The sequence below is a fragment of the Corynebacterium sp. HMSC056F09 genome (genome assembly GCF_001815785.1).
GTDB classification, from domain to species: Bacteria; Actinomycetota; Actinomycetes; order Mycobacteriales; family Mycobacteriaceae; genus Corynebacterium; species Corynebacterium hiratae.
This window is the reverse complement of the sequence record NZ_KV821915.1, coordinates 91,103-112,804: the sequence shown is the minus strand read 5'-3', so window position 1 is coordinate 112,804 and position 21,702 is coordinate 91,103. Positions and strand designations below refer to the sequence as shown.

The window sequence follows — 21,702 nt, the reverse complement described above, 5'->3', positions numbered from 1 at the left end:
TGGAAGGTCGCCGGCTTTAAGGAAACCATGATCGCGGTGGTTTCCGCCTTCGGTGCCTGGTCGGTCCTGCTTCCAGTGGTGCCCCTGGCCGTGCTGGACTCCGGTGGCTCCGCCACGTTGGCTGGCGCCACCACCGGCGTGTTCATGTTAGCGACGGTGCTTACCCAGATGGCGACTCCGATGCTGCTGCGCATCTTTGGGTACCGTCCGATCATGGCGGCCTCGGCACTGTTGCTGGGGCTGCCGGCATTGGGGCACATGCTGGGCGATGCCGCCCCGATCGCCCTGGGATTCTCCGCCCTGCGCGGCATCGGTTTTGGCGCTCTCACAGTGGCGGAGAACGCTCTCATCGCAGAAATTACGCCGCGGCGTTTGCTGGGCAAGGCCACCGGTATCTTCGGTTTGTTCATCGGTGCAGCCCAGATGGCGTTCTTGCCTTTGGGTCTCGCAGTGGCTTCAGCCTTTAACTACAACACGGTGTATCTCCTAGCCGCTGGCCTTGGCCTGCTGGGATTCTTTACCTGCATTTTGGTACCGCAAATCAAGGCAGCTCCAGTGGGGTTGCCGGACCCAACGGATACCACTCCGCGGGCACCAATGTGGAAGCTTGTGCTCGTCCCAGCGCTCGCTTTGACCAGTTTCTCCGTGAGCTACGGCGTCGCCTCCAATTTCATTTCCCCGGCGGTGCGCGAGCTGGATCCTGAGCGTGGCGCTGTCCTGGGTGGCCTCATGCTGTCCGTGATCGGTGGCGCGGCCATGATTTCACGCTATGTCGCCGGTGTCGTGGCGGACCGCGTGGGCCAGCCAGGCACGTTGATGATTCCAGCCCAGGCTTTCTCAGTCTTTGGTGTGGGTCTAATCGCCGCCGTGCTGTGGCAAGAATGGTCAGTATGGCTGCTCGTCTTCGGCACGGTCATCTATGGTGCGGGTTTCGGCATCGTCCAGAACGAGGCCTTGTTGTCGATGTTCGACCGTCTGCCTCGCGAGCGCCTGTCCGAGGGTTCTGCGGTGTGGAATATCTTCTACGACGGTGGAACTGGACTTGGTTCGACGGTTCTCGGCGCCGTCGTGGCTATGTCCGGATACGATGGCGCCTTCGCGGCTGGTGCCGCCATCATTGCGGTTGGCCTGCTCATGTCCGTGGCTGACCGCGCTTTGGGCAAGACCCGTGTGAGCGAGCTGAATGATATTCAGACTCGCCTGCGCATGATTAGAAGGCCGAGGAGGCCCGGAAAGGAGCCACGATGAGCTCATACGACGTAGTAGTCCTGGATTATGGCGCTGGCAATGTCCGGTCGGCAGTGCGCGCGCTGGAGCGGGTCGGCGCTACCGTGACGGTCACCGCGGACCCCAAGACAGCCGTGGAAGCCGATGGCCTCCTAGTCCCCGGCGTGGGGGCCTTCGCCGCCTGCATGGAGGGGCTGCGCGCCGCGCAGGGACCAAGGATTATCGGCCAACGCTTGGCTGGCGGGCGCCCCGTCCTGGGAATCTGTGTGGGTATGCAGATTCTTTTTGACTCAGGTACCGAACACGGCGTACACACCGAAGGCTGCGGCGAGTGGCCGGGAGAGGTCTCCCGCTTGCAGGCTTCCGTTCTCCCACACATGGGATGGAACACCGTGGAGCTTCCTAGCGGAAGCCGCATGTTCGAAGGCGTGAGCGCGGAGGATCGCTTTTACTTCGTGCATTCTTATGCCGCGCGGAACTGGGAGCTCGAGACGGAGATTACCGAGCCACCGAAGGTGGCGTGGTCTGAGTACGGCGGTGACCGCTTTGTCGCCGCAGTAGAAAACGGTGCGTTGTGGGCCACGCAGTTCCACCCGGAGAAATCGGGTGACGTGGGTTCGCAGCTGCTAAAGAACTGGATTGGAACGCTTTAAAGAGCCCGCGTGAAAGGTAGACTACCCACCATGAGCTTTACACTGTTGCCCGCGGTTGACGTCGTTGATGGTCAGGCAGTACGCCTCGACCAAGGAGAAGCAGGAACCGAAAAGTCCTATGGATCGCCGCGGGAGGCCGCCCTTAAATGGCAGGCCCAAGGCGCGCAGTGGTTGCACGCGGTGGATTTGGACGCCGCCTTCGGTCGTGGCTCCAACCACGAGCTGCTCGCTGAAATTACGACGAGCGTGGATCTAGACGTGGAATTGACCGGAGGTATCCGGGACGACGATTCCTTGGCGCGAGCCTTGGCCACTGGTGCCCGCCGCGTCAATATTGGAACTGCAGCGCTGGAAAACCCAGAATGGATTGCCAAGGTCCTCGCAGAACATGGCGACCGCATTGCAGTGGACCTCGCCGTCCGAATGGTGGATGGTGAGTGGCGCACACGCGGTCACGGCTGGGTATCCGATGGCGGAGACCTCTGGGAGGTGCTCGAGCGTCTTGATGCAGCGGGTTGCACCCGTTTCGTGGTGACGGATGTGTCGAAGGATGGCACACTCCAGGGCCCCAATATCGAGCTGCTGCGTGAGGTAGCGGCCGCCACGGACGCCAAGGTGACCGCCTCCGGCGGTATTTCCACGCTCGATGATCTGCGCGAGTTGGCCCTTTACGAGAACGAAGGGATCGATTCCGCCATCATCGGTAAGGCACTCTACGAGGAGCGCTTTACCTTGGAGGAGGCTCTTGCAGCCGTTGCGGAGGTTACCCCGCTGCCGGGAGAGGAATACATCGACCCGATCGAGGAGAAGTAGGCCTATGGCCCCGATGACAGGAACTTCAGCGTCGGATCCGCGCGAACTTGTTGCCTTTGCGGAAGCCGCAGTGGACCAGGTTGATGAACTCTTCCGCAGGGGCCTTGGCGCGGCACCCGCGCGTTTCAAAGGCGAAGGAGACTTTGCTACCGAGGTGGATCTGCTCATCGAACAGCAGTTGCGCCAGACATTGGGCCAGCTCACCGGCATTCCGGTGTTCGGTGAAGAGTCCGGTGGCAACTTGGAGGAGACGGTGTGGGTTGTGGATCCGGTAGACGGAACCGCGAACTACTCGGCTGGGAATCCGTGCTGCGGCATTCTTGTTTCGCTCCTGCACGATGCAAAGCCGGTCGTCGCCGTCGCCGACTTTCCATTGTTGAACCGCCGTGTTGTTGCGGCGCAAGGGATGCCGCTGCGTACGACCGGCGGCCCGGCGACCGGGTTCGGGGGAGGAGAGGAGGCCCTAGGATTCGACGAAGCGCGCGGACACGTGGGCTGCTCCTCGCACCTGCCCACGAGCCTATTCAACGACCTACGAGAGACCGGGCTGCGCCCCCGTATGACTGGGTCGGTAGGGCTGGACAACGCTTTTGTCGCTCAGGGCGTGTTCGACGGTGCAGTGAATTTCTCGCCGCACCCGTGGGATAACGCGGCGGGCGCGCTCATCATTAAGGCTGCCGGTGGCCGCGTGAGCGACCCCGAGGGCAATGAGTGGACTGCACACTCGAAGGGCTTCGTGGGCGGGACCCCGCAGGTGCATGCCACGATTTTGGAGGCCATTGCTCGAAATCCCCGTGGGGACCGCTAAATAGGCCCCGTCCCGGGGCTGAAACCGGTGCTCAGCACTGGCGCTGAATCCCGGACTTATTCTTTAACGTTTTACCGTTTTCCTACTATGCTCATCACCGTTCGGTGGTCCCAAGTGGACTGCTGTTCATCTCACCTTTAGCTATGAGGAGGATTGTCACCATGGCGCTTGCCGTGCGCGTGATCCCGTGTCTGGACGTTGACAATGGCCGCGTGGTCAAAGGCGTCAACTTTGAAAACCTGCGTGATGCCGGCGACCCAGTGGAGCTGGCCGCTCGCTATGGTCAGCTGGGCGCTGATGAGCTGACATTCTTGGATGTCTCCGCGTCCAAGGACGGCCGCGGCACCATGCTCGACGTCGTTCGCCGCACGGCGGATCAGGTGTTCATCCCACTAACCGTCGGCGGCGGCGTGCGGTCGGTGGAGGACGTTCGTGAGCTGTTGCGGGCTGGTGCCGATAAGGTGTCCGTTAATTCTTCCGCCATTGCGCGCCCCGAGTTGTTGCGCGAGCTCGCGGATGTGTTTGGTTCTCAGTGCATCGTGTTGTCCGTCGATGCTCGCCGTGCGGCGGGCTTTCCCAGCGGATTTGAGGTCACCACGCATGGCGGCACACGCTCCGCGGGGATCGACGCTGTGGAATGGGCCAAGCGCGGCGAGGAATTGGGGGTCGGCGAGATTCTGCTGAACTCCATGGATGGTGACGGAACCAAGGCAGGCTTCGACCTCGAATTGACTGAGGCCGTGCGTGCAGCGGTTTCGGTGCCGATCATCGCCTCGGGTGGGGCCGGGAAGGCCGAGCACTTTCCACCGGCTATCGACGCCGGAGCGGATGCCGTGCTCGCGGCTAGTATCTTCCACTTCGGCGAGGTGGAGATTTCCGAGGTCAAGCAGGCATTAGCTGCTGCAGGAAAGGAGGTCCGTCAATGACAGAGGACAGCACTAACTCCGCCAGCACCACGAACGTCGGGGACTATGAGCTGAGCGACGACATTGCCCTGCAGCTCAAGCGCAATGAGGCGGGCCTAGTCCCGGCTATCGTGCAGTCGGAACGAGGTGAGGTACTCATGCTGGCGTGGATGGATGACCACGCGCTGGCTTACACGCTGGCGACGCGCCGCGGGACCTACTACTCACGCTCGCGTCAAGAGTATTGGATTAAAGGGCTGACGTCCGGCAATACCCAAGAGGTAGTGGGTGCGCGCCTAGATTGCGATGGTGACACCATTCTGCTCACCGTGCGTCAGCGCGGCGGGGCATGCCATACCGGCGACCGGACCTGTTTCGACGCGCGAACCCTTCTTGGGGAGGAAGATCATGGCTAAGCGCGGCGGACCCGTACTGATGTTGGTCGGCGCCATCTTGTTGTGGCTATCCTCCCGCATGACGTGGGTGAAGGCGGCGGTCGAAGACGATAAGGCCGGATCGAGCGTGGTGGAGCTATCCGGCTCCTTATGGTCCCTTGAGCTCATCGCGCTGAGCGTGGTGGTCCTGGCCGGTGGCGTGGCTGCCTTCGCTCTCCGGCGGACTGGCCGGCGCATCGTCTCCGTCATCACCGCCCTCGCTGCTGCGGCTGCGGGATGGCGTCCGGTGGCGCTGTTGACCGCCGGCTCCGAGGCGGAGCGTGCCCAGGAGCTTCTGCAAGGCGGGACCAACGATACCTCCGTGGATACGACGACTATTTCCGATTGGGCCGTCGTCCTCACCGCGGACGCGTCGACTGCGGGCCCAGTTCTCGCGCTCGTCGGCGCCGCCCTGGCGCTCTTTGGGGCGGTGCTGGTGGCGAGCAACCCGGGTGCTGATAAACCCCGCACAGCCAAATACGAAACCCCGGCGGTACGGCAGGAGCGCCTGCAGGAAGAACTCGAAACCTCCCAAGATTCCGGCCGCGTGATGTGGGACGCGCTGGATGCTGATATTGATCCCACAGATCCCCGCTCCTCCTAAACTCCCCGTTCCGCCTAAACACACGCGCCGCGACGGCGAGCATAGTGACGGAGAGCCTGGTGAGAAAGGCCCTGTTGCGGGGAACGGGTGCCCCGGATTTCTAGTTAGAGGTGAGGGCGCGCTAGCCTAAATGTGATCTCGAACGCCCCTGTTTCTTTCTTTGAGTCTCCTTCGGGGAAGGGAGGTGGAATCATGCCTACCCCGATCGCCGTCGATCATCTCGTGGCCGGAGTGCTGGCTGATGTAGCCGCGCGGGAGGCCCGTGTCCCGTTCAAGGAAATCAAAGCAAGGTCCCGCGACATGGACGCCCCACGCGATGCCGCGAAAGCTCTGCTGCGCCCGGGATGCTCTATCATCACAGAAATCAAACGCGCCGTGCCCTATGGCGGTGAAATTGCCCATTTGGATAGCCCGAAGTCGGTGGCAGAATTGGCACATAGCCTGGAGGAAGCAGGGGTACATGTGATGGCCTGCCAGACAGATCGTCGCCGCTTCCACGGGTCACTCGAGGACATGCGGGTCGCCCGTGCAGCCGTCGACATACCGATGCTGTGCCGCGACACCATCGTTGATCCCTATCAGATTCATGAGGCGCGGTGTTATGGGGCAGACGCGATTCCCTTGCAGGTGGAGCTGCTCAGTCAAGCTCGCCTCGAGTCACTTCTCGATCGCGTGGAATCCCTCGGGATGACCGCCATCCTGGAAGTCCGCACCTGTGCCGAGGTGGATCGCGTTATCAAGGCAGGGGGAACTGTCGTGGCGATCAACGCGTGGTCATTGGCCTCCGATGCTATTAATCGGGAGGCCTTTTCTGCTATTTCGCCCGGTCTTCCTGAGAGCATCACTCGCATCGCGGTGGGCGGTGTTAATAACCCGCGCAACGTGCTGTCTTATGCCTCGCAAGGTGCTGATGCCATCCTCGTTGGTGAGTCCATCATGGCTGCCCAGGACCCGATGACCTTGGCCCGTTCCTTGGTGGCCGCAGGCCAACATCCTGCGTGCCCTTCGCGTAGAAGCTAAGCGCGTTGTAGCGGCCGTCATTTTCAGGCACACTGTTTCCCGTGCAGATTTACAACCTCGCCAATATTCCTTCCCCGCCACAAGGCGTGTGGCATCTCGGCCCGGTCCCGATTCGTGCTTATGCCATGTGCATCATCGTCGGCATTCTCGTCGCGATGTGGATGACGCTGCGCCGTTATACCGCTCGCGGAGGCAACCCTGACGTGGTGTGGGATGCTGCCCTAGTGGTGATCCCGGCCGGCATCATTGGCGGGCGCCTCTATCACGTGATTACGGATTACGATAAGTACTTTTGCTCCACGTGTGATCCCATCGATGCAGTGAAAATCACCAACGGGGGGCTCGGTATCTGGGGAGCAGTCGCGCTGGGCGCGGTGGCACTGTGGATCATGTTCAAGATTAAGGGTATTCCGTTGGGGCCCTTTGCTGATGCCGTCGCCCCAGGGCTTATCCTGGCCCAGGCCATCGGCCGCTTGGGCAATTGGTTTAATCAGGAACTGTATGGCCGTGAGACCACTGTCCCGTGGGCCCTCGACATCTACTACCGAGTTAATGAAAGCGGCGAGTATGCGCCCATCAGCGGCCGCTCGACTGGGGAAGTAGTGGCCTCTGTGCATCCGACCTTTCTCTATGAGCTTGTGTGGAACGTGGCGGTATGCGTGTTCCTGCTTTGGGCGCACAAGGCGTTCAAGCTTGGCCATGGTCGTGTCTTCGCGCTGTATGTTGCCGGGTACACCGCGGGCCGCTTCGTCGTGGAAAACATGCGTGCGGACGACGCCACGCACATCTTCGGCCTCCGGGTCAACGTCATCGTTTCCGTGGTCTGCTTTGTCGTGGCGCTTATCGTGTATTTCCGGTTGCCGCGCGGGCAGGAATCGCCGGAGGAAGTCGATCCCACCCGCACCACCGAGACTGCGGTGGGCAGTGCTGCCGAGGGTAGCCCCCGGTGAGTCTAAATGGTGACGGTGCGGGTAGTGCCCACCGGAGCAAAGCCCTGAGATTCTGTGGAGTAGCCGGGATCACACGTGGCTTTTGCGGTGCCTAACACGGCAACCTAAAGACCGGTGCGGCGGAACTGAAATGCCCGGATGTGCCCGGTTATTACCGTTTGTAGCTGCAATGTGGGCGTCGCATTTTCCGCTTGGAATACCGGCGTTACGGGTCGAAAACCCGGCATGAGCTTCGTTCGTGGTGGCCGAGACCAGTAAACGGGGGTAGTTTAGGAACCGTTAGAAACTCCCGATGTGAATAAGGCACTCCATGTTGGATAGAAGAACCAAAATCGTTTGTACGTTGGGTCCTGCAGTCGCAAGCAAGGAAGGAATCCTTGGGCTTGTTGAAGCAGGCATGAACGTGGCGCGTCTGAACATGTCCCACGGCGAGCATGCGGACCACGAGGCGAACTACCGCTGGGTTCGCGAGGCCACCGATGAGACCGGCCACGCAGTCGGCGTCTTGGCGGACCTGCAAGGCCCGAAGATTCGCCTAGGCCGTTTCGTCAACGGTGAAGAGATGTGGAAGGACGGCGAAATCGTCCGCATCACCGTTGATGACGTCGAAGGCACACACGACCGCGTGTCCACCACCTACAAGAACCTGGCACAGGACGCGAAGCCGGGTGACCGCCTGCTGATCGACGATGGCAAGGTCGCCGTCGTGTGCAAGGAAGTCGACGGCAACGACGTTGTCTGCGAGGTTACCGAGGGCGGACCGGTCTCGAATAACAAGGGCGTGTCCCTGCCGGGAATGGACATTTCTGTTCCGGCGCTGTCGGAAAAGGACATCGCAGATCTTCGCTTCGCCTTGAAGCTCGGCGTAGACATGGTCGCCTTGTCCTTCGTGCGCTCCCCGGCTGACGTGGACAAGGTCCACGAGATCATGGATGAGGAAGGCCGCCGCGTTCCGGTCATCGCCAAGCTCGAGAAGCCGGAGGCAGTCGACGCCCTCGAGTCCATCGTCCTAGCCTTCGATGCGATCATGATCGCCCGCGGTGACCTCGGCGTCGAGGTTCCGCTGGAACAGGTTCCGCTGTTCCAGAAGCGCGCTATCCAGATCGCTCGTGAGAATGCCAAGCCGGTGATCGTGGCAACGCAGATGCTCGATTCCATGATCTCCAACCTGCGCCCGACTCGTGCGGAGGCCTCCGACGTTGCCAACGCAGTGCTCGATGGCGCCGATGCGGTCATGCTCTCCGGTGAGACCTCCGTCGGCATCGACCCCCACAATGTTGTGCGCACGATGTCCCGGATCGTGATGAATGCTGAGCAGGGCGGCCAGGTTCCTCCGCTGACGCACGTCCCGCGCACCAAGCGCGGTGTTGTGTCTTACTCCGCACGCGATATTGCTGAGCGCCTTAACGCGAAGGCTATCGTGGCCTTTACGACGTCCGGTGATACCGCTAAGCGCGTGGCTCGTCTGCACTCCCCGTTGCCGCTCTTGGCCTTTACCCCGCACCCGGCGGTGCGCTCGCAGCTGGCCTTGACGTGGGGCGCGGAGACCTTCTTGAGTGACGCGGTTGAGTCCACCGATGACATGATGGCCGCCATCGATGGGGCGCTGCTGGGGATGGATAAGTACAAGGAAGGCGATATGATCATCGTCATCGCCGGTACTCCTCCTGGAATCTCCGGTAACACGAATATGATTCAGGTCCACGAACTGGGTCAGACCCTGCGCGATAAGTAATACTGTCGCAGATAAGCAGACAGCGCCGCCTCACCCCGGTTGCTTCCTTACCCACTAAGTGGGAAGGAGGAACGGTGGTGAGGCGGCGCTTTGTCTGTGAGGAAAGCCCGTCGAGGGGTTAATAGGCAACAGTGTGTCTATTACCCCCTGTCTATCTAGACGTTGGAAATGGGGGTCGGGGCCAGCTTCCACACCTCGTTGGCGTAGTCAGCGATGGTGCGGTCGGAAGAGAAGCGCCCGGAGTAGCAGATGTTGAGCCAAGCCTTCTTGGCCCATGCCATCTCGTCAGCGTCATAGTCGGCAGCCATGCGGTCACGGGTCTCGCGGTAGTCTGCGAAATCTCCGAGGACGTAGTAGGTGTCCTGAGCGTGCTCGCCAAAGCCGTCGAGCAGTGAGGAGCGCAGATCCCCAAACATCCCGGCATTCTCAGAGCCCAACGTGCCATCGGTAAAGGCATCGAGGACGCGGGACAGGCCCGGAACCGTGTTGTAGAGCTCGCCCGGGTTGTACTCGGCGCGAAGCTGCGGGATCTCCTCGTTGCGGGCGCCGAAGATGTAGGCATTCTCTTCGCCCACTGCCTCGACGATCTCGACGTTGGCGCCATCCATCGTGCCCAGGGTCAGTGCACCGTTCATCATGAACTTCATGTTGGAGGTGCCGGAGGCCTCCTTGCCGGCCACGGAGATCTGCTCGGAGACATCGGCGGCAGGGATGATGTGCTCGGCGGGGGAGACGTTGTAGTTCTCCACAAAGACCACGTTGAGCACGTCCTTGGTGGCCGGGTCGTTGTTGACCAAGTCACCGATGGTGTTGATGAGCTTGATGATGGCCTTTGCGCGAACGTAGCCCGGGGCGGCCTTCGCGCCGAAAATGAAGGTGCGCTTCGGAACGGTTTCGCCGTCGACCTTGATACGGAAGTACAGGTCCAGAATGTACAGAGCGTTCATCAGCTGGCGCTTGTACTCGTGCAGGCGCTTGATCTGGACGTCGAAGATCGAATCCGGATCCACCGTGGCGCCTTGGTGTGCTTCGATCCATGCGGCAAAGTCCTGCTTGTTAGCGCGCTTGATGTTGATGAGCTGGCGCAGCACCTTCTCGTCCTCGGCCAAGGAATCCAGTTTGGCCAGCTCAGTCAGATCGGTGACCCAGGCATCGGATCCAGCCTGCTCAGTGAGCAGGTCGGACAGGCGCGGGTTGCACATGCGCAGCCAGCGGCGCGGGGTGACGCCGTTGGTCTTGTTGTTGAACTTCTCCGGCCACAGTTCGTACCACTCAGACAGCGTGTCTGCCTTGATGATCTCGGTGTGCAGCGCCGCCACGCCGTTGATGGAGTAAGCGGCGTAGCAAGCAATCCATGCCATGTGGACGTGACCGTCGGACACCGGGGCCATGTAATCGATGCGGCCCTGGTCGAGGCCACGCTGGGCCATGTCCTCGCGGAAGCGGCGGTCAATCTCTTCCACGAGCTCCCAGATGCGCCAGAAGAGCTTCTGGAAGATGGAGATCTCCCAGCTTTCCAGGGCCTCTGCCAGCACCGTGTGGTTGGTGTAGGCAAAGGTCTCGGTGACGACCTTCCATGCCTCGTCCCAGCCCATTCCGTGTTCGTCGAGAAGCAGGCGGAGCAGCTCTGGAATGGCAAGCACCGGGTGGGTGTCATTGAGCTGGATGCAGTTGTACTCGGCGAAGCCGGTGAGATCCTCGCCGTGGTGTTCGATGTAATTGTCGATCATCTGCTGCAGCGAGGCGGACACGAAGAAGTACTGCTGGCGAACGCGCAGAACCTTGCCCTCGTAGGTGGTGTCGTTGGGGTAGAGGACACGGCAGATATCCATGACTCGCTCGCGCTCCACGATGGCCTCGGTGAAGCGCTGCGAGTTGAAGGCGTCGTAATCGAACTCATCGATGGGCTCGGACTTCCACAAGCGCAGCGTGCCCACGTTGTCGGTTCCATAGCCGGTAATCGGCATGTCATAGGGGATAGCGCGGACATCCATGTCATCGAAATGGACCAGGCGCTGCTCGGAGGCGCGGCGAATGATGAAGTCATAGCCATTCTCCATCCACGCATCCGGCTCTTCGCGCTGGAAGCCGTTGTCAAAGGACTGACGGAACAGGCCGTAGCGGTAGAGCAGACCGTAGCCGGTGACGGGGAAGTCTTGGGTGACAGCGGAGTCGAGGAAGCAGGCAGCCAGGCGGCCCAAACCGCCGTTTCCTAGCGCGGCATCGTGCTCGGCCTCGAGGACATCGGCCAATTCGTGGCCGGTGGCCTGGGTGGCGGCGCGGGCCTCGTCGACGAGGCCGATGTTGGTGAGGTTGTTGAGCAGGGCTCGACCCTGCAGGAATTCAGCCGAGAAGTAGTGCTGCTGGCGGGTGGCGGCGTAGGCGCTGCGGGTGGCTTCCCAGTTGTCCGCAATCTGCTCCATTACCGAGGAGGACAGGCCGGACCAGAACTTGCGGTTGGTGGCAGCGGTGGGGGAGACGCCGGCGGCGGCGCGGACGTGTCCGGGAACTGCGGTCTGAAAATCGGAGTGCTGGGGTTGACTCATGAGAATCCTTCACCTTAGGCATAAAAAATGCGGAAAAATACCAACTCCCAAGCTTAACCAGTTCCGTACTCACTCGCAGACCGCGTTGAGTACGGAAAACTAGTTCCCAAGGAAAGACAGCACGGCGGCAGCCCCAGCGCGGGTGGCCGAGCTCATGGTGGGCTCATAGTCCGGGAGGAACGTGGACTGATGGTTGACCGGCGGGTTGTCTAGGAGGTCCTCCGGTGTGGAGCCGATGAACCAGAAGTAGTACGGCACGCCCCAGGCCTGCGGGAGGTAGCAGAAATCCTCGGACACGGTGGAGGGCGTGGCAGTGACGGAGAGATCACCGAAGACCGCGTCGAAGGCCGAGCGAACGGTTTCATGTGCGGCGGCGTCGTTGTCGGTGACTTCGCCGTGGGCGAAATACTCGAAGGTAGGTTCAGCGGGGCATCCGCTTGCTTCACATTCAGCGCGCACCATGCGCTCGAGGGAGGCGTAGACTCGCTTGGCCAACTCCGGCTTGTAGTAACGGGTGTTGAGCACCAGCTCGGCGCTGCCCGGAATGATGTTGTTCTTATCGCCCGAGTGCAGCTCGCCTACCGAGATGACGAAGAAGTCATGGGGAGGTACTTCGCGGCCGACGATGGCTTGCAGGCGGGTCACCACCATGGCGGCCACGTAGGACGGATCGATGGCCTCATGCGGCATGGAGGCGTGCGCGGAGCGCCCCGTGATGCGGATGCGGAGGGAGTCGCAACCGGCCAGGATGGGGCCGGCGGTGGACTGCACTTGGCCGGCGGGGCCGGGCATGACGTGTTGTCCTAGGCAGACATCCGGGGTGGGGACTCGGTCGGTGAGTCCGTCAGCAATCATGTACTTGGCGCCCATGGATGATTCCTCCGCCGGCTGGAATAGTGCTAGGAAGGTGCCGCGCCAGGCCGCACGGTGGGCGTCGAGAATCGCGCACGCACCGAGCAGTGCGGTGGCGTGTACGTCGTGCCCGCACGCGTGCATTGCCCCGTTGGTGGCGGCGAAGGGCACGCCGGTTTCCTCGGCCACGGGGAGGGCATCAAAGTCTGCGCGCATCAGGGCGGTAGGGCCGTCGCCATTGCGGAAAATCGCGACGATGCCGTGGCCGCCGATGCCGGTGACGAGCTCGCAGTCGTAGTTCTCTAGTTGTTCGAGGATGCGCCCGGCGGTGCGTTCCTCTTCGTGGGACAGCTCCGGGTGGGCATGCAGATCTTCGTAGAAGGCGCGTTGCCAGCTGAGATCAACGGCGTCCTCCGAAAGGAGTGCGGTCAGCGTGGAAAGTGTGGGATCTGCCATAGTTACCGTCCTTGAAGTTTGGGTAGGGTTACCTACATGCCAATGATTCACTTTGATGTTCTGGTGCCGGATGCCCAAGCGGAGCGTGTGGCCGAAATCTTTAGCACTGCCACCCGTAAGTTGGTGGAAAACAACTCGCTGGCCTCTGCAGAGGTTACTCGTGTGCCTGAACCTGTATTCCCAGAGGGGTTGGAAGAACAGCTGCGCCAGACTTACCGTGAGGAACACGAAGAGCGGGACCTGGAGGGGGCAAACGTGTATCGCTACGCCATCGCCGTCGATGGCGTGACGGGGTCCGTTAACCAGCTGACGATGGTCCTCGCGCGCCTGCTGACCCCGCATGCGGTGCTACCGAAAGATCATGTGTTGCTGGAAGATGAGCTCGCCCACGAGCGCCCGGCTATCTTCCCGTGGGCGGTGCAGGTAGCCCCTTAGTCCCAAGAAAGCTCTAATTCTGCAGGAAGTTCAGCACAAGACGCTCGGCCGCGGCGCTAAGTTGCTCGGCCACGCTAGCGTGCGCGTCGCCGTCGAGCTCTTCGAGTAGCGCGCCCTGCGGTGCCGGGGCGGTAGCGGAGCCGGCGATGATGCCGAGAGTGGGCGGTCCAGTGAGCTCGGCCAGCGTGCCTACCACCTTTCCGGTGAGTGATTGTTCGTCGAAGCGGCCTTCGCCGGTCAGGACGAGGTCCGCCTCGGCGATGCGGGCGGGAAGATCGAGGGCCTCAGCTACATAGCGGCCGCCCGGCACGATGCGGCAGTGCTCCGAGGTGCCCCAGAGTGTGCGCGAAAGCCAGCTCAGGGCGATGGGGATACCGCCGGCGGCACCAAAGAACTCGGCCTCCGGATCGGTGTCCGTGACCTCGCACAATCGCAGCATCGCGCCGGCCAGGAGCGCGACCTGGTCGCCCTTGGCCCCCTTCTGCGGCCCATACATTGTTGCGGCCTGGATGGGCACGGCGCGGGTATCGGTGACCAAAGTGTAGTCCAACATGGCCGCCTTCATGTTTAGTTGCGCCGTGTCGATGTGGTCGAGGTTGACCAGCGGAGCACCCCCTTTGGGGAGGGCATAGCCGCGGGCATCGTGTGCGGCGGCGCCGAGTGCGGCGAGGATGCCGAGCCCGCCGTCGATGCTGGCGCTACCGCCGAGGCCGAGAACGATGTGCTTGGCGCCGCGCGATTCGGCATCGGCCACCAACACGCCCGTGCCATAGGAGTCCGCATGCAGCGGGTCGAGGGCGTCGGAGACAGCAGGCAGCCCAGTGGCGGCGGCGACGTCGATGAAGGCTGTATCGCCGACGAGCTGATAGCTGGCCTCGGTGAGGCGTCCAACAGCATCGGTAGTTGGCAGCGTAATGGTCTGGCCCGCAGTGCCGTGGCGAGCCACGGCGGCACTAGCGAGAACCTCCGCGGTTCCCTCGCCACCATCGGCCGTGGGAAGGGCATGTACCTTCGCCGTGTCGGCATACGGGGAGGAGCTCAGCGCGCGGCGCGCGCCGAGTGCAATGGCAGCAGCGGCTTCGGCGGCGGTGGCGGTGCCTTTAAAGGAATCGGGGGCAACAAGAATGCGCATGTTCACGAGTATATGGCAGAGATGTGAGAAAAAATTTTCGCGCTCTGACCAGCCTTTAAGGCGCGCCGCAGTACGGACGTCTTGCAATTTAGGTCAATTGATAGAAAACTATCGTTTGTTCAATGGATGACGCACCGACCGCGAGGCACGGTGTCGAATGAAAGGATAGCCATGTCCATCGACCAGCAAATCTCCGACTATTACAGCAAGCTCCTCAAGCGTAATGCGGGCGAACCGGAATTCCACCAGGCGCTCGCTGAGGTGCTTGACTCCCTGAAGATCGTCCTCAACAAGGACCCGCACTATGCTGATTACGGCCTGGTCGAGCGTCTATGCGAACCCGAGCGCCAGCTCATCTTCCGCGTTCCATGGGTAGATGACAGCGGCCAGATTCAGGTTAACCGTGGCTTCCGCGTGCAGTTTAACTCCGCCCTCGGCCCCTACAAGGGCGGCCTGCGCTTCCACCCGAGTGTGAACTTGGGCATCATCAAGTTCCTCGGCTTCGAGCAGATTTTTAAGAACTCCCTGACCGGCCTGCCTATCGGTGGTGGCAAGGGCGGTTCCGACTTCGACCCGAAGGGTAAGTCCGATGCCGAGGTCATGCGCTTCTGCCAGTCCTTCATGACGGAGCTACACAACCACATCGGCGAATACCGCGATGTCCCGGCCGGCGATATCGGCGTGGGCGGCCGCGAAATCGGTTTCCTGTTCGGGCAGTACCGCCGGCTGGAAGGCAAGCATGAGTCTGGCGTTCTTACCGGCAAGGGTCTGTCCTGGGGTGGCTCCCTCGTGCGTACCGAGGCTACCGGTTACGGCCTGGTGTATCTGACCTCGGAAATGATGAAGACCCATGGTGAGTCCTTCGACGGTGCCAAGGTTATTGTCTCCGGCTCCGGCAACGTCGCCATCTACGCTGCTGAAAAGGTGCAACAGCTCGGCGGTACCGTCGTCGCGATGTCTGACTCCTCCGGCTACATCACCACCCCGAACGGTGTGGACCTGGAGCTGCTCAAGGAGATTAAAGAAGTCCGCCGCGAGCGTATTTCCACCTACGCCGGCGAAGCGGGTGCGGGCGTGGAGTACCACGAAGGCGGCAACGTATGGGAGGTGAGCGCCGACGTTGCCCTGCCGTGCGCTACCCAAAACGAACTTGACGGTGACGATGCCAAGCTTCTGGTGAAGAATCAGGTCCGCTATGTTGCCGAAGGCGCGAACATGCCCTGTACCCCGGAGGCAGCGCACTACTTTGTGGAAAGCGGCATCGCCTTCGCGCCGGGTAAGGCCGCGAATGCGGGCGGCGTGGCGACCTCCGCGCTAGAGATGCAGCAGAATGCGTCCCGTGACTCCTGGTCCTTCGAATACACCGACCAGCGCCTGCACGAGATCATGTCCAACATCTTCCGCAACATTGACAAGACCTCCAAGGAATATGGCTTGGAGGGCGACTACGTTGCCGGCGCCAACATCGCAGGCTTCAAGAAGGTGGCCGACGCCATGCTGGCACAGGGCGTTATCTAGCCCCGCTCCTGTCCTCTATTGCCAGGTTGAGCCTCCCCGCCTAGCGGGGAGGTTTTCGCCGTTTTGCCCGCGTGGGATACGTGGTGGTGCGCTCTTGCTTGGATAGTCTGGTGCCATGTACCGCGTATTTGAGTCCCTCGATGAACTTGTTCGCAACCTGGAACAGGCCTATGCCGTTCCCATGACCTCCAATTGCATGGTTCCGCGCCACGAGATGCTGGCGCTTCTCGACGATCTCCGCAACGCCCTCCCCGTTGAAATGGATGATGCCCAAGATGTTCTGGACAAGCAGGATGAGATCCTGCAGGGTGCCGAGGAACGCGCGAACCAAATCATCTCCGATGCCAACGCAGAAGCCGATGACACCGTTACCCGTGCGCGCGAGGACTCCGACGCCATGCTGGCTGACGCCCAGCACCGCGCCACCACCATGGTGGCCCAGGCAGAAGATGAGGCCACCAACCTCGTAGAAAACGCGCGCTCTGATGCCGAGCGCACCCGCGCCCAGGCAGATGAGGAGTACCAGCGCACCGTTGCTGCGGGCCAAGCTGAGCAGGACCGTTTGGTCTCTGAATCCGAAGTTGTGCGCCGCGCCGACGACGAAGCGCACCGCATCGTGGAATCCGCCCACTCCGAATCCAACCGACTGCGCACCGAGTGCGATGAATTCGTCGACGCCAAGCTGGCGGAATTCGAAACCACCTTGTCGGATCTCCTACGCACCGTCAACAACGATCGCTCTGCCCTGCGGCGAGGCGCCGGTGTGCGCTCCCGCGGGGAGTCCCGCGGCGAGGGGCGCACTAGTGCGCGCGAACACCGCGAGCCGGGGCGCCGTGCCCCTCGCGCGCCCCGCGACTACTAACGTGAACTAACGCGCGTGCCTCCTCCGCGCGGCGGATACGGGCGGCTTCCTTAGCTGACATGGTGCTCAGTGCCGCGGCAAGTCCGGCGGAGATGAGGCCTGGGAGTGCATAGAGCAGCCACATGATGCCGAAATTCGTGTCTACGGCGTGGGGTTCTGAGAGAGGGCCCCAGGCGGCGTCGGCAAGCATCAGCAACACATCCACCGCCCCGACGGTGAGCATCATCAATCCAATCCCCATGCTGGCGGCCGAAAAGGACTCCCGCGCGCCCCACGCGATGAGCGCAGCAAAAAGCGAGAACAGCGCTGAAGAAATAATGACAATTGGCCCAAAGTGCAGGGGGAGAAGAGACACGGCGCCGACGATCACACCTGCGAGGGCACTGGCGAGAGCCACGCGGTGCAAGGAAAGGCCGGCATCGCCAAAGATGCTGGGGCGGTGTCGAGTGATGACGTGGCGGCATGCCACCCCGGCAACGGCCAGTGCTACGGCGGGGACAAGGCACTGCAGCGGAAAGCTGAGTGCGAGGTCGCGTGCCGTGGCGGCCAGAGGCGCCGTGCCCGTAGCGGTGTAGCTCATGGGCCTTTAGGCTAAAAGCCTGAAGCGGAAGAATCGAGGCTTTTGTGCAAGTGCTTAAGTGGCTATGACCCTGCGTTCAGGTCCTTGCCAGTCTAGGGCGCAGGGGGCAGCACAGGGTAAGCTGGTGGGCGCTATGAAATCACCATTGAAGTTCGACGTGACGGAATTGCTCCGCAGCCAAGGAACCGAGGCGCTGCCTGAGCACCGCGTGCAGACCGGACCCGCGCCAGAGCGCATCGGCGTGGAAATGATCGGCATCCCGGAAGGCGCTGAAGTCACGGTGGAAGCCACCTTGACCCCGTTGGGCTCCGGCGTGTTGGTGGACGCTGATGTCACCGGCACCCTCAGCGGCGAATGCGCACGCTGCTTGGCTGAGCTACACCCAGAGATGGATCTCCACGTGTCCCAGGTGTTTTCCGCAGACGAATCCTTCGTCGGCGGGGATGAGATCGAGGAAGAGGATCGCGGTTCGGGCGATGAGGTACCCGAGATTCAGGACGGGATTCTTGACCTCCTGCAGACCGTGATCGATGAGGCAGGGTTGTCCCTTCCGTTTGCCCCAACGTGCGAAGGCGGCTGCGAGGTGGACGTGCCCGAAGGTGTGACCACGGGGGTATCCGGGGAAGAAGAACGCGTTGATCCGCGGTGGTCCGGGCTGGAGAAATTCCTATGAGCAAGAAGAAGAAACTGACCGGTGAGCAGGCCCTTGCCGCAGCATTCGCGGAGGTAGACCACGCCCCGTTGCTGAAAGCACTCGGCGTGGAGCTCAGCGATGAGCTGCTGTGTTTGGCGCTGACACACCGCTCCTTTGCTAATGAGAACGGGCACCTTCCCAACAATGAGCGCTTGGAGTTCCTGGGGGACGCGGTCTTGGGCTTGTCCGTCGCGGCCAAGCTCTACGACAAGTACCCCTCGCGCCCCGAGTCGGATATTTCCAAGATGCGCGCGTCCATCGTGTCGCGCTACGGGTTGTCTGACGTGGCCCGTGAGATTGGCGTGGGCGACCACATCTTGTTGGGCAAAGGCGAGCAAGCCACTGGAGGACGCGACAAGGATTCCATCTTGGCCGATACCACCGAGGCCATCCTGGGCGCTATTTACCGTCAACATGGCTTCGAGGTCGCCCGCGGGGTGGTGCTGAAGCTGTTCGCCGCCAAGATCGACAACGCCGTGGTGTCCGGTCGGCACATGGACTGGAAGACGACCTTGCAGGAGCTGTGCGCTGAGTTGAAGGCCGCGATGCCGGTCTATTCAGCCACGTCGACGGGTCCTGAGCACGATCAAACCTTCAACGCCGTGGCCACCGTGGCCGGTTTGACCGTCGGCCGGGGGACGGGCCACAACAAGAAGCTCGCTGAGCAGCAGGCGGCGGAGGAAGCGTGCCAAACCTTGCGTGAGACGCCGTTGCTGGTGCAGGGCACCGCCGGCAAAGAAAGCTAAAACACGAGGACTCGATGCCAGAACTTCCCGAAGTTGAGTCCGTCCGCCGCGGGCTCGAGCCCTATGTTGTGGGGCGCTCCTTCGCAGCAGTAGAGGTTCACCACCCGCGCGCTAACCGGGGCCAGGAAGTGCCGCTGTCCGCGCTGCTGGTGGGCAGGAAGATTGCCGCGGTGGCGCGCCGCGGCAAGTTCATGTGGCTGGAGTTCGCCGACGAGGACCACACTGACCCGGCACGCGATGTGCTCTTCATCCACCTCGGTATGTCGGGGCAGGTGCGGATCGGTGAGGTAGATTCGCCGCATGTGCGTATCGCCGCCGTGCTTGACGACGCCACCCGCCTCAGCTTCGTGGACCAGCGCACCTTCGGCTATTGGCGTCTCGGGCCGTGGCTGACCATGGCGCATATCGCTCCCGATCCTCTCGAAACAGACTTCGATCTCACAGCGGCAGGGCGGCGCCTGCGCGCGAAACGCACCGCGGTCAAGGTAGCTCTGCTCGACCAAACGGTGCTCAGCGGGGTGGGCAATATCTATGCCGATGAGGCGTTGTGGGCGGCCCAGATTTCTCCGCTCAAGAAGGCTAGCGCCCTGCGGCAGCGCGATGCCGTCGCGGTGATATCCGCGGCCGGTGATGTCATGCGCGCGGCGCTTGCCGTTGGCGGAACTAGCTTTGACGCGTTGTACGTCAACGTCAACGGTGAATCCGGATATTTTGACCGTTCCTTACATGCCTATGGCAGGGGTGGCCAGCCCTGCGATCGCTGCGGTGAGGAAATCGTGAAAACCGTGCTTGGTGGGCGTGGGACCCACTACTGCCCGTCCTGTCAGCGCCGCGGAGAGGGGAGGCTGCCCGCGGCCAACTAGGACGATTCTGGTGTGAGTTATTAATGTGTAACGCATGCAAGAAATCTTCAGCACCGTGATCGGTGTCATTAACGACAGTCTGTGGTCTTATGTCCTGCCATGGCTGCTCATTGCCGCGGGCCTCTTCTTCGGCATCCGCACCGTCTTGGTGCAGATCCGTATGGTGCCGGACATGTTCAAGGCGGTCGTCGAAAAGCCCAAGGGCGTCGGCGCCGATGAGGATGCCGACTATGGCGGAATCTCCGCCTTCAAGGCATTCACCATTTCGGCAGCCTCCCGCGTGGGCACCGGCAACGTCGCGGGCGTGGCCGTGGCCATCTCCGTGGGCGGACCCGGTGCGGTGTTCTGGATGTGGCTCATCGCCATCCTTGGTGGTGCGACTGCATTCGTCGAGTCCACTTTGGCGCAGCTATGGAAGATGCGTGAAGGGGATACCTACCGTGGTGGCCCCGCCTACTACATGTCCCGCGGCTTGGGCTGGAAGCCTCTGGCGACCATCTTCTCCGTCGCCATCGCCATTACTTTTGGCTGGTTCTACAACGCTTTCCAGACCAACGCTATCTCCGATTCCTTGGCGGCCTCCTTCGGGCAGGATTCCAGTGCTTTCAAGGCAGGCGTGGGCATCGCCGTCGTTGCAGTGTCCGGTCTCATCATCATCGGTGGCGTGCAGCGCATCGCCTCGATGACTCAGTTCATCGTGCCCTTCATGGCCGGTGCTTACCTCATCATGGGCATCATCGTAGTGGTCCTGAACTTTGACAAGGTGCCGGACATGCTTGCCTACATCATTGGCTCTGCGTTCGGCTTCCGCGAGGCCGCCGGTGCGACCGTGGGCATGGCGATGCTCAAGGGTATCCAGCGTGGTTTGTTCTCCAACGAAGCGGGTGAAGGTTCTGCACCGAACGCAGCAGCTACCGCGACGGTGTCCCACCCAGTCAAGCAGGGCCTCGTACAGACCCTCGGCGTGTACTTCGACACCCTGGTGGTGTGTACGATTACCGCCTTCATCATCCTGCTGGGTACTGATTTCGAGCGTTTCGGTTCCGATGCGATTGAGGGTGTAACCCTGACCCAGAATGCGCTCTCCGGCGTGGTGGGTGAGTGGGGCATCCACTTCGTCACCTTCATCCTCTTCTTCCTCGCCTTCTCCTCGATTCTGGGCAACTACTACCTTGCCGAGTCCAACGTGGAGTACCTCTCTGAGAAGAAGTCGGTGCTGTGGATCTTCCGTCTCATCGTGTTGGCCTTCGTCTTCTACGGTGCAGTGGCCCCGCTGGGCACCGTGTTCGACCTGGCCGATACCGGCGCTGCCATCATGGTTCTGCTCAACGTGTGCGCCATCGTGCCGCTGTCGGGCGTGGCCATCAAGCTGCTGAAGAACTACAACGAACAGCGCCGCAAGGGCCTGGATCCCGTCTTCCACCGTGATATGCTGCCGGAACTGCAGAACGTCGAGTGCTGGGATGGCACGGATCCGGTAACCCGCCGCAGCGCGGAGGACCGCCGCCGTCTCAAGCACGAGCACGACTTGGGTGACCGCACGAACTTGAGGGAGTACTAGATGACGCAGCAGGCAGCGGCCACAGGGAATGAGCGGCTCACGGCTTTCGTCCATGGCCACGTCCAAGGCGTGGGCTTTCGCTGGTGGACGCGTTCCCGGGCACTCGAACTAGGGCTGGCAGGACACGCGACGAACCTGCAGGATGGCCGCGTCCAGGTGGTTGCTGAAGGGCCGCGTGCTGATTGCGAGAAGCTGCTGGCCTTGCTGCGTGAAGAACCGTCGACCACCCACCGCCCAGGCGTAGTGAACGCCGTGGTGGAGCAGTGGGCCGCACCGCGCGGTGAGTCGGGCTTCATCGAGCGCTAAAC

At 61.9% G+C, this 21,702-nt stretch carries 22 protein-coding genes; 18 read left to right on the top strand and 4 right to left on the bottom strand.

Going from position 1 to position 21,702, the window contains the following annotated elements:
* The first annotated feature begins 27 nt into the window (after window positions 1-27).
* The 10 genes from HMPREF3056_RS04345 (at window position 28) to pyk (ending at window position 9,149) form a co-directional block, all read left to right on the top strand.
* Complete coding sequence (locus HMPREF3056_RS04345) at window positions 28-1,248, top strand: MFS transporter (protein WP_049155324.1); 1,221 nt, start codon at window positions 28-30, stop codon at window positions 1,246-1,248.
* Window positions 1,245-1,880 carry an imidazole glycerol phosphate synthase subunit HisH gene (hisH, locus tag HMPREF3056_RS04340; protein WP_046648004.1) on the top strand — a complete coding sequence of 212 codons (636 nt, stop codon included), beginning with the start codon at window positions 1,245-1,247 and terminating at the stop codon, window positions 1,878-1,880. Before HMPREF3056_RS04345 ends, hisH begins: the two co-directional genes overlap by 4 nt.
* A gap of 30 nt (window positions 1,881-1,910) precedes the next feature.
* Window positions 1,911-2,693 carry a bifunctional 1-(5-phosphoribosyl)-5-((5-phosphoribosylamino)methylideneamino)imidazole-4-carboxamide isomerase/phosphoribosylanthranilate isomerase PriA gene (gene priA, locus HMPREF3056_RS04335; RefSeq protein ID WP_049155328.1) on the top strand — a complete coding sequence of 261 codons (783 nt, stop codon included), beginning with the start codon at window positions 1,911-1,913 and terminating at the stop codon, window positions 2,691-2,693.
* 4 nt (window positions 2,694-2,697) lie between these two features.
* The gene (locus HMPREF3056_RS04330) at window positions 2,698-3,501 is read left to right on the top strand and encodes an inositol monophosphatase family protein (RefSeq protein ID WP_070546776.1); all 804 of its coding nucleotides are present in this window, start codon (window positions 2,698-2,700) and stop codon (window positions 3,499-3,501) included.
* Window positions 3,502-3,662: 161 nt separating this feature from the next.
* Window positions 3,663-4,427 (top strand): imidazole glycerol phosphate synthase subunit HisF, encoded by a 765-nt coding sequence (gene hisF / locus HMPREF3056_RS04325; RefSeq protein ID WP_070546773.1) that lies wholly within the window; start codon window positions 3,663-3,665, stop codon window positions 4,425-4,427.
* A complete protein-coding gene (hisI, locus tag HMPREF3056_RS04320; RefSeq protein WP_049155332.1) occupies window positions 4,424-4,822 on the top strand; it encodes a phosphoribosyl-AMP cyclohydrolase in 399 nt (132 codons plus the stop codon). Before hisF ends, hisI begins: the two co-directional genes overlap by 4 nt.
* Window positions 4,815-5,444 carry a TIGR02234 family membrane protein gene (locus HMPREF3056_RS04315; protein WP_070546770.1) on the top strand — a complete coding sequence of 210 codons (630 nt, stop codon included), beginning with the start codon at window positions 4,815-4,817 and terminating at the stop codon, window positions 5,442-5,444. Before hisI ends, HMPREF3056_RS04315 begins: the two co-directional genes overlap by 8 nt.
* Before the next feature lie 192 nt (window positions 5,445-5,636).
* The gene (locus HMPREF3056_RS04310) at window positions 5,637-6,464 is read left to right on the top strand and encodes an indole-3-glycerol phosphate synthase TrpC (protein WP_070546767.1); all 828 of its coding nucleotides are present in this window, start codon (window positions 5,637-5,639) and stop codon (window positions 6,462-6,464) included.
* A 41-nt stretch (window positions 6,465-6,505) separates the two neighbouring features.
* The gene (gene lgt, locus HMPREF3056_RS04305) at window positions 6,506-7,414 is read left to right on the top strand and encodes a prolipoprotein diacylglyceryl transferase (protein WP_046648009.1); all 909 of its coding nucleotides are present in this window, start codon (window positions 6,506-6,508) and stop codon (window positions 7,412-7,414) included.
* A 313-nt stretch (window positions 7,415-7,727) separates the two neighbouring features.
* Window positions 7,728-9,149, top strand: coding sequence for a pyruvate kinase (gene pyk, locus HMPREF3056_RS04300; protein WP_070512713.1), 1,422 nt, complete (start codon window positions 7,728-7,730; stop codon window positions 9,147-9,149).
* 155 nt (window positions 9,150-9,304) lie between these two features.
* On the opposite strand, the gene HMPREF3056_RS04295 is transcribed toward pyk, so the two are convergent.
* Both HMPREF3056_RS04295 and HMPREF3056_RS04290 read right to left on the bottom strand, forming a co-directional pair.
* Entirely contained in the window at window positions 9,305-11,695 is a 2,391-nt protein-coding gene (locus HMPREF3056_RS04295; RefSeq protein ID WP_049155336.1) for a glycogen/starch/alpha-glucan phosphorylase, read from the bottom strand.
* A 99-nt stretch (window positions 11,696-11,794) separates the two neighbouring features.
* On the bottom strand, window positions 11,795-13,003 hold the full coding sequence (locus HMPREF3056_RS04290) for an amidohydrolase (RefSeq protein WP_070754178.1): 1,209 nt from the start codon (window positions 13,001-13,003) through the stop codon (window positions 11,795-11,797).
* Between the two features lie 36 nt (window positions 13,004-13,039).
* Between HMPREF3056_RS04290 and HMPREF3056_RS04285 the strand changes: the two genes are divergently transcribed.
* The gene (locus HMPREF3056_RS04285) at window positions 13,040-13,438 is read left to right on the top strand and encodes a hypothetical protein (protein ID WP_046648013.1); all 399 of its coding nucleotides are present in this window, start codon (window positions 13,040-13,042) and stop codon (window positions 13,436-13,438) included.
* 13 nt (window positions 13,439-13,451) lie between these two features.
* Here the strand turns inward: HMPREF3056_RS04285 and HMPREF3056_RS04280 are convergent, their stop codons facing one another.
* Window positions 13,452-14,570, bottom strand: coding sequence for a glycerate kinase (locus HMPREF3056_RS04280; RefSeq protein ID WP_046648133.1), 1,119 nt, complete (start codon window positions 14,568-14,570; stop codon window positions 13,452-13,454).
* A 171-nt stretch (window positions 14,571-14,741) separates the two neighbouring features.
* Here HMPREF3056_RS04280 and gdhA point away from each other — a divergent pair, with 171 nt between their 5' ends.
* On the top strand, window positions 14,742-16,088 hold the full coding sequence (gene gdhA, locus HMPREF3056_RS04275) for an NADP-specific glutamate dehydrogenase (protein ID WP_070512568.1): 1,347 nt from the start codon (window positions 14,742-14,744) through the stop codon (window positions 16,086-16,088).
* Between the two features lie 115 nt (window positions 16,089-16,203).
* Window positions 16,204-16,950 carry a DivIVA domain-containing protein gene (locus HMPREF3056_RS04270; protein WP_046648014.1) on the top strand — a complete coding sequence of 249 codons (747 nt, stop codon included), beginning with the start codon at window positions 16,204-16,206 and terminating at the stop codon, window positions 16,948-16,950.
* Here HMPREF3056_RS04270 and HMPREF3056_RS04265 read toward each other — a convergent pair.
* Window positions 16,889-17,530: a hypothetical protein gene (locus HMPREF3056_RS04265; RefSeq protein ID WP_246822464.1), complete on the bottom strand. Its 642-nt coding sequence runs from the start codon at window positions 17,528-17,530 to the stop codon at window positions 16,889-16,891. The genes HMPREF3056_RS04270 and HMPREF3056_RS04265 overlap by 62 nt on opposite strands.
* Before the next feature lie 133 nt (window positions 17,531-17,663).
* Here HMPREF3056_RS04265 and HMPREF3056_RS04260 point away from each other — a divergent pair, with 133 nt between their 5' ends.
* The 5 genes from HMPREF3056_RS04260 to HMPREF3056_RS04240 are packed head-to-tail and all read left to right on the top strand — an operon-like array spanning window position 17,664 to window position 21,700.
* A complete protein-coding gene (locus HMPREF3056_RS04260; RefSeq protein WP_070545716.1) occupies window positions 17,664-18,203 on the top strand; it encodes a YceD family protein in 540 nt (179 codons plus the stop codon).
* Window positions 18,200-18,970 carry a ribonuclease III gene (gene rnc / locus HMPREF3056_RS04255; protein WP_070545719.1) on the top strand — a complete coding sequence of 257 codons (771 nt, stop codon included), beginning with the start codon at window positions 18,200-18,202 and terminating at the stop codon, window positions 18,968-18,970. Before HMPREF3056_RS04260 ends, rnc begins: the two co-directional genes overlap by 4 nt.
* Window positions 18,971-18,984: 14 nt before the next feature.
* A complete protein-coding gene (gene mutM / locus HMPREF3056_RS04250) occupies window positions 18,985-19,833 on the top strand; it encodes a bifunctional DNA-formamidopyrimidine glycosylase/DNA-(apurinic or apyrimidinic site) lyase (protein ID WP_070545725.1) in 849 nt (282 codons plus the stop codon).
* Window positions 19,834-19,867: 34 nt separating this feature from the next.
* Window positions 19,868-21,394, top strand: coding sequence for an alanine/glycine:cation symporter family protein (locus HMPREF3056_RS04245; protein ID WP_070545728.1), 1,527 nt, complete (start codon window positions 19,868-19,870; stop codon window positions 21,392-21,394).
* Window positions 21,395-21,700 (top strand): acylphosphatase, encoded by a 306-nt coding sequence (locus tag HMPREF3056_RS04240; RefSeq protein WP_046648019.1) that lies wholly within the window; start codon window positions 21,395-21,397, stop codon window positions 21,698-21,700.
* The last annotated feature ends 2 nt before the right edge of the window (window positions 21,701-21,702 follow it).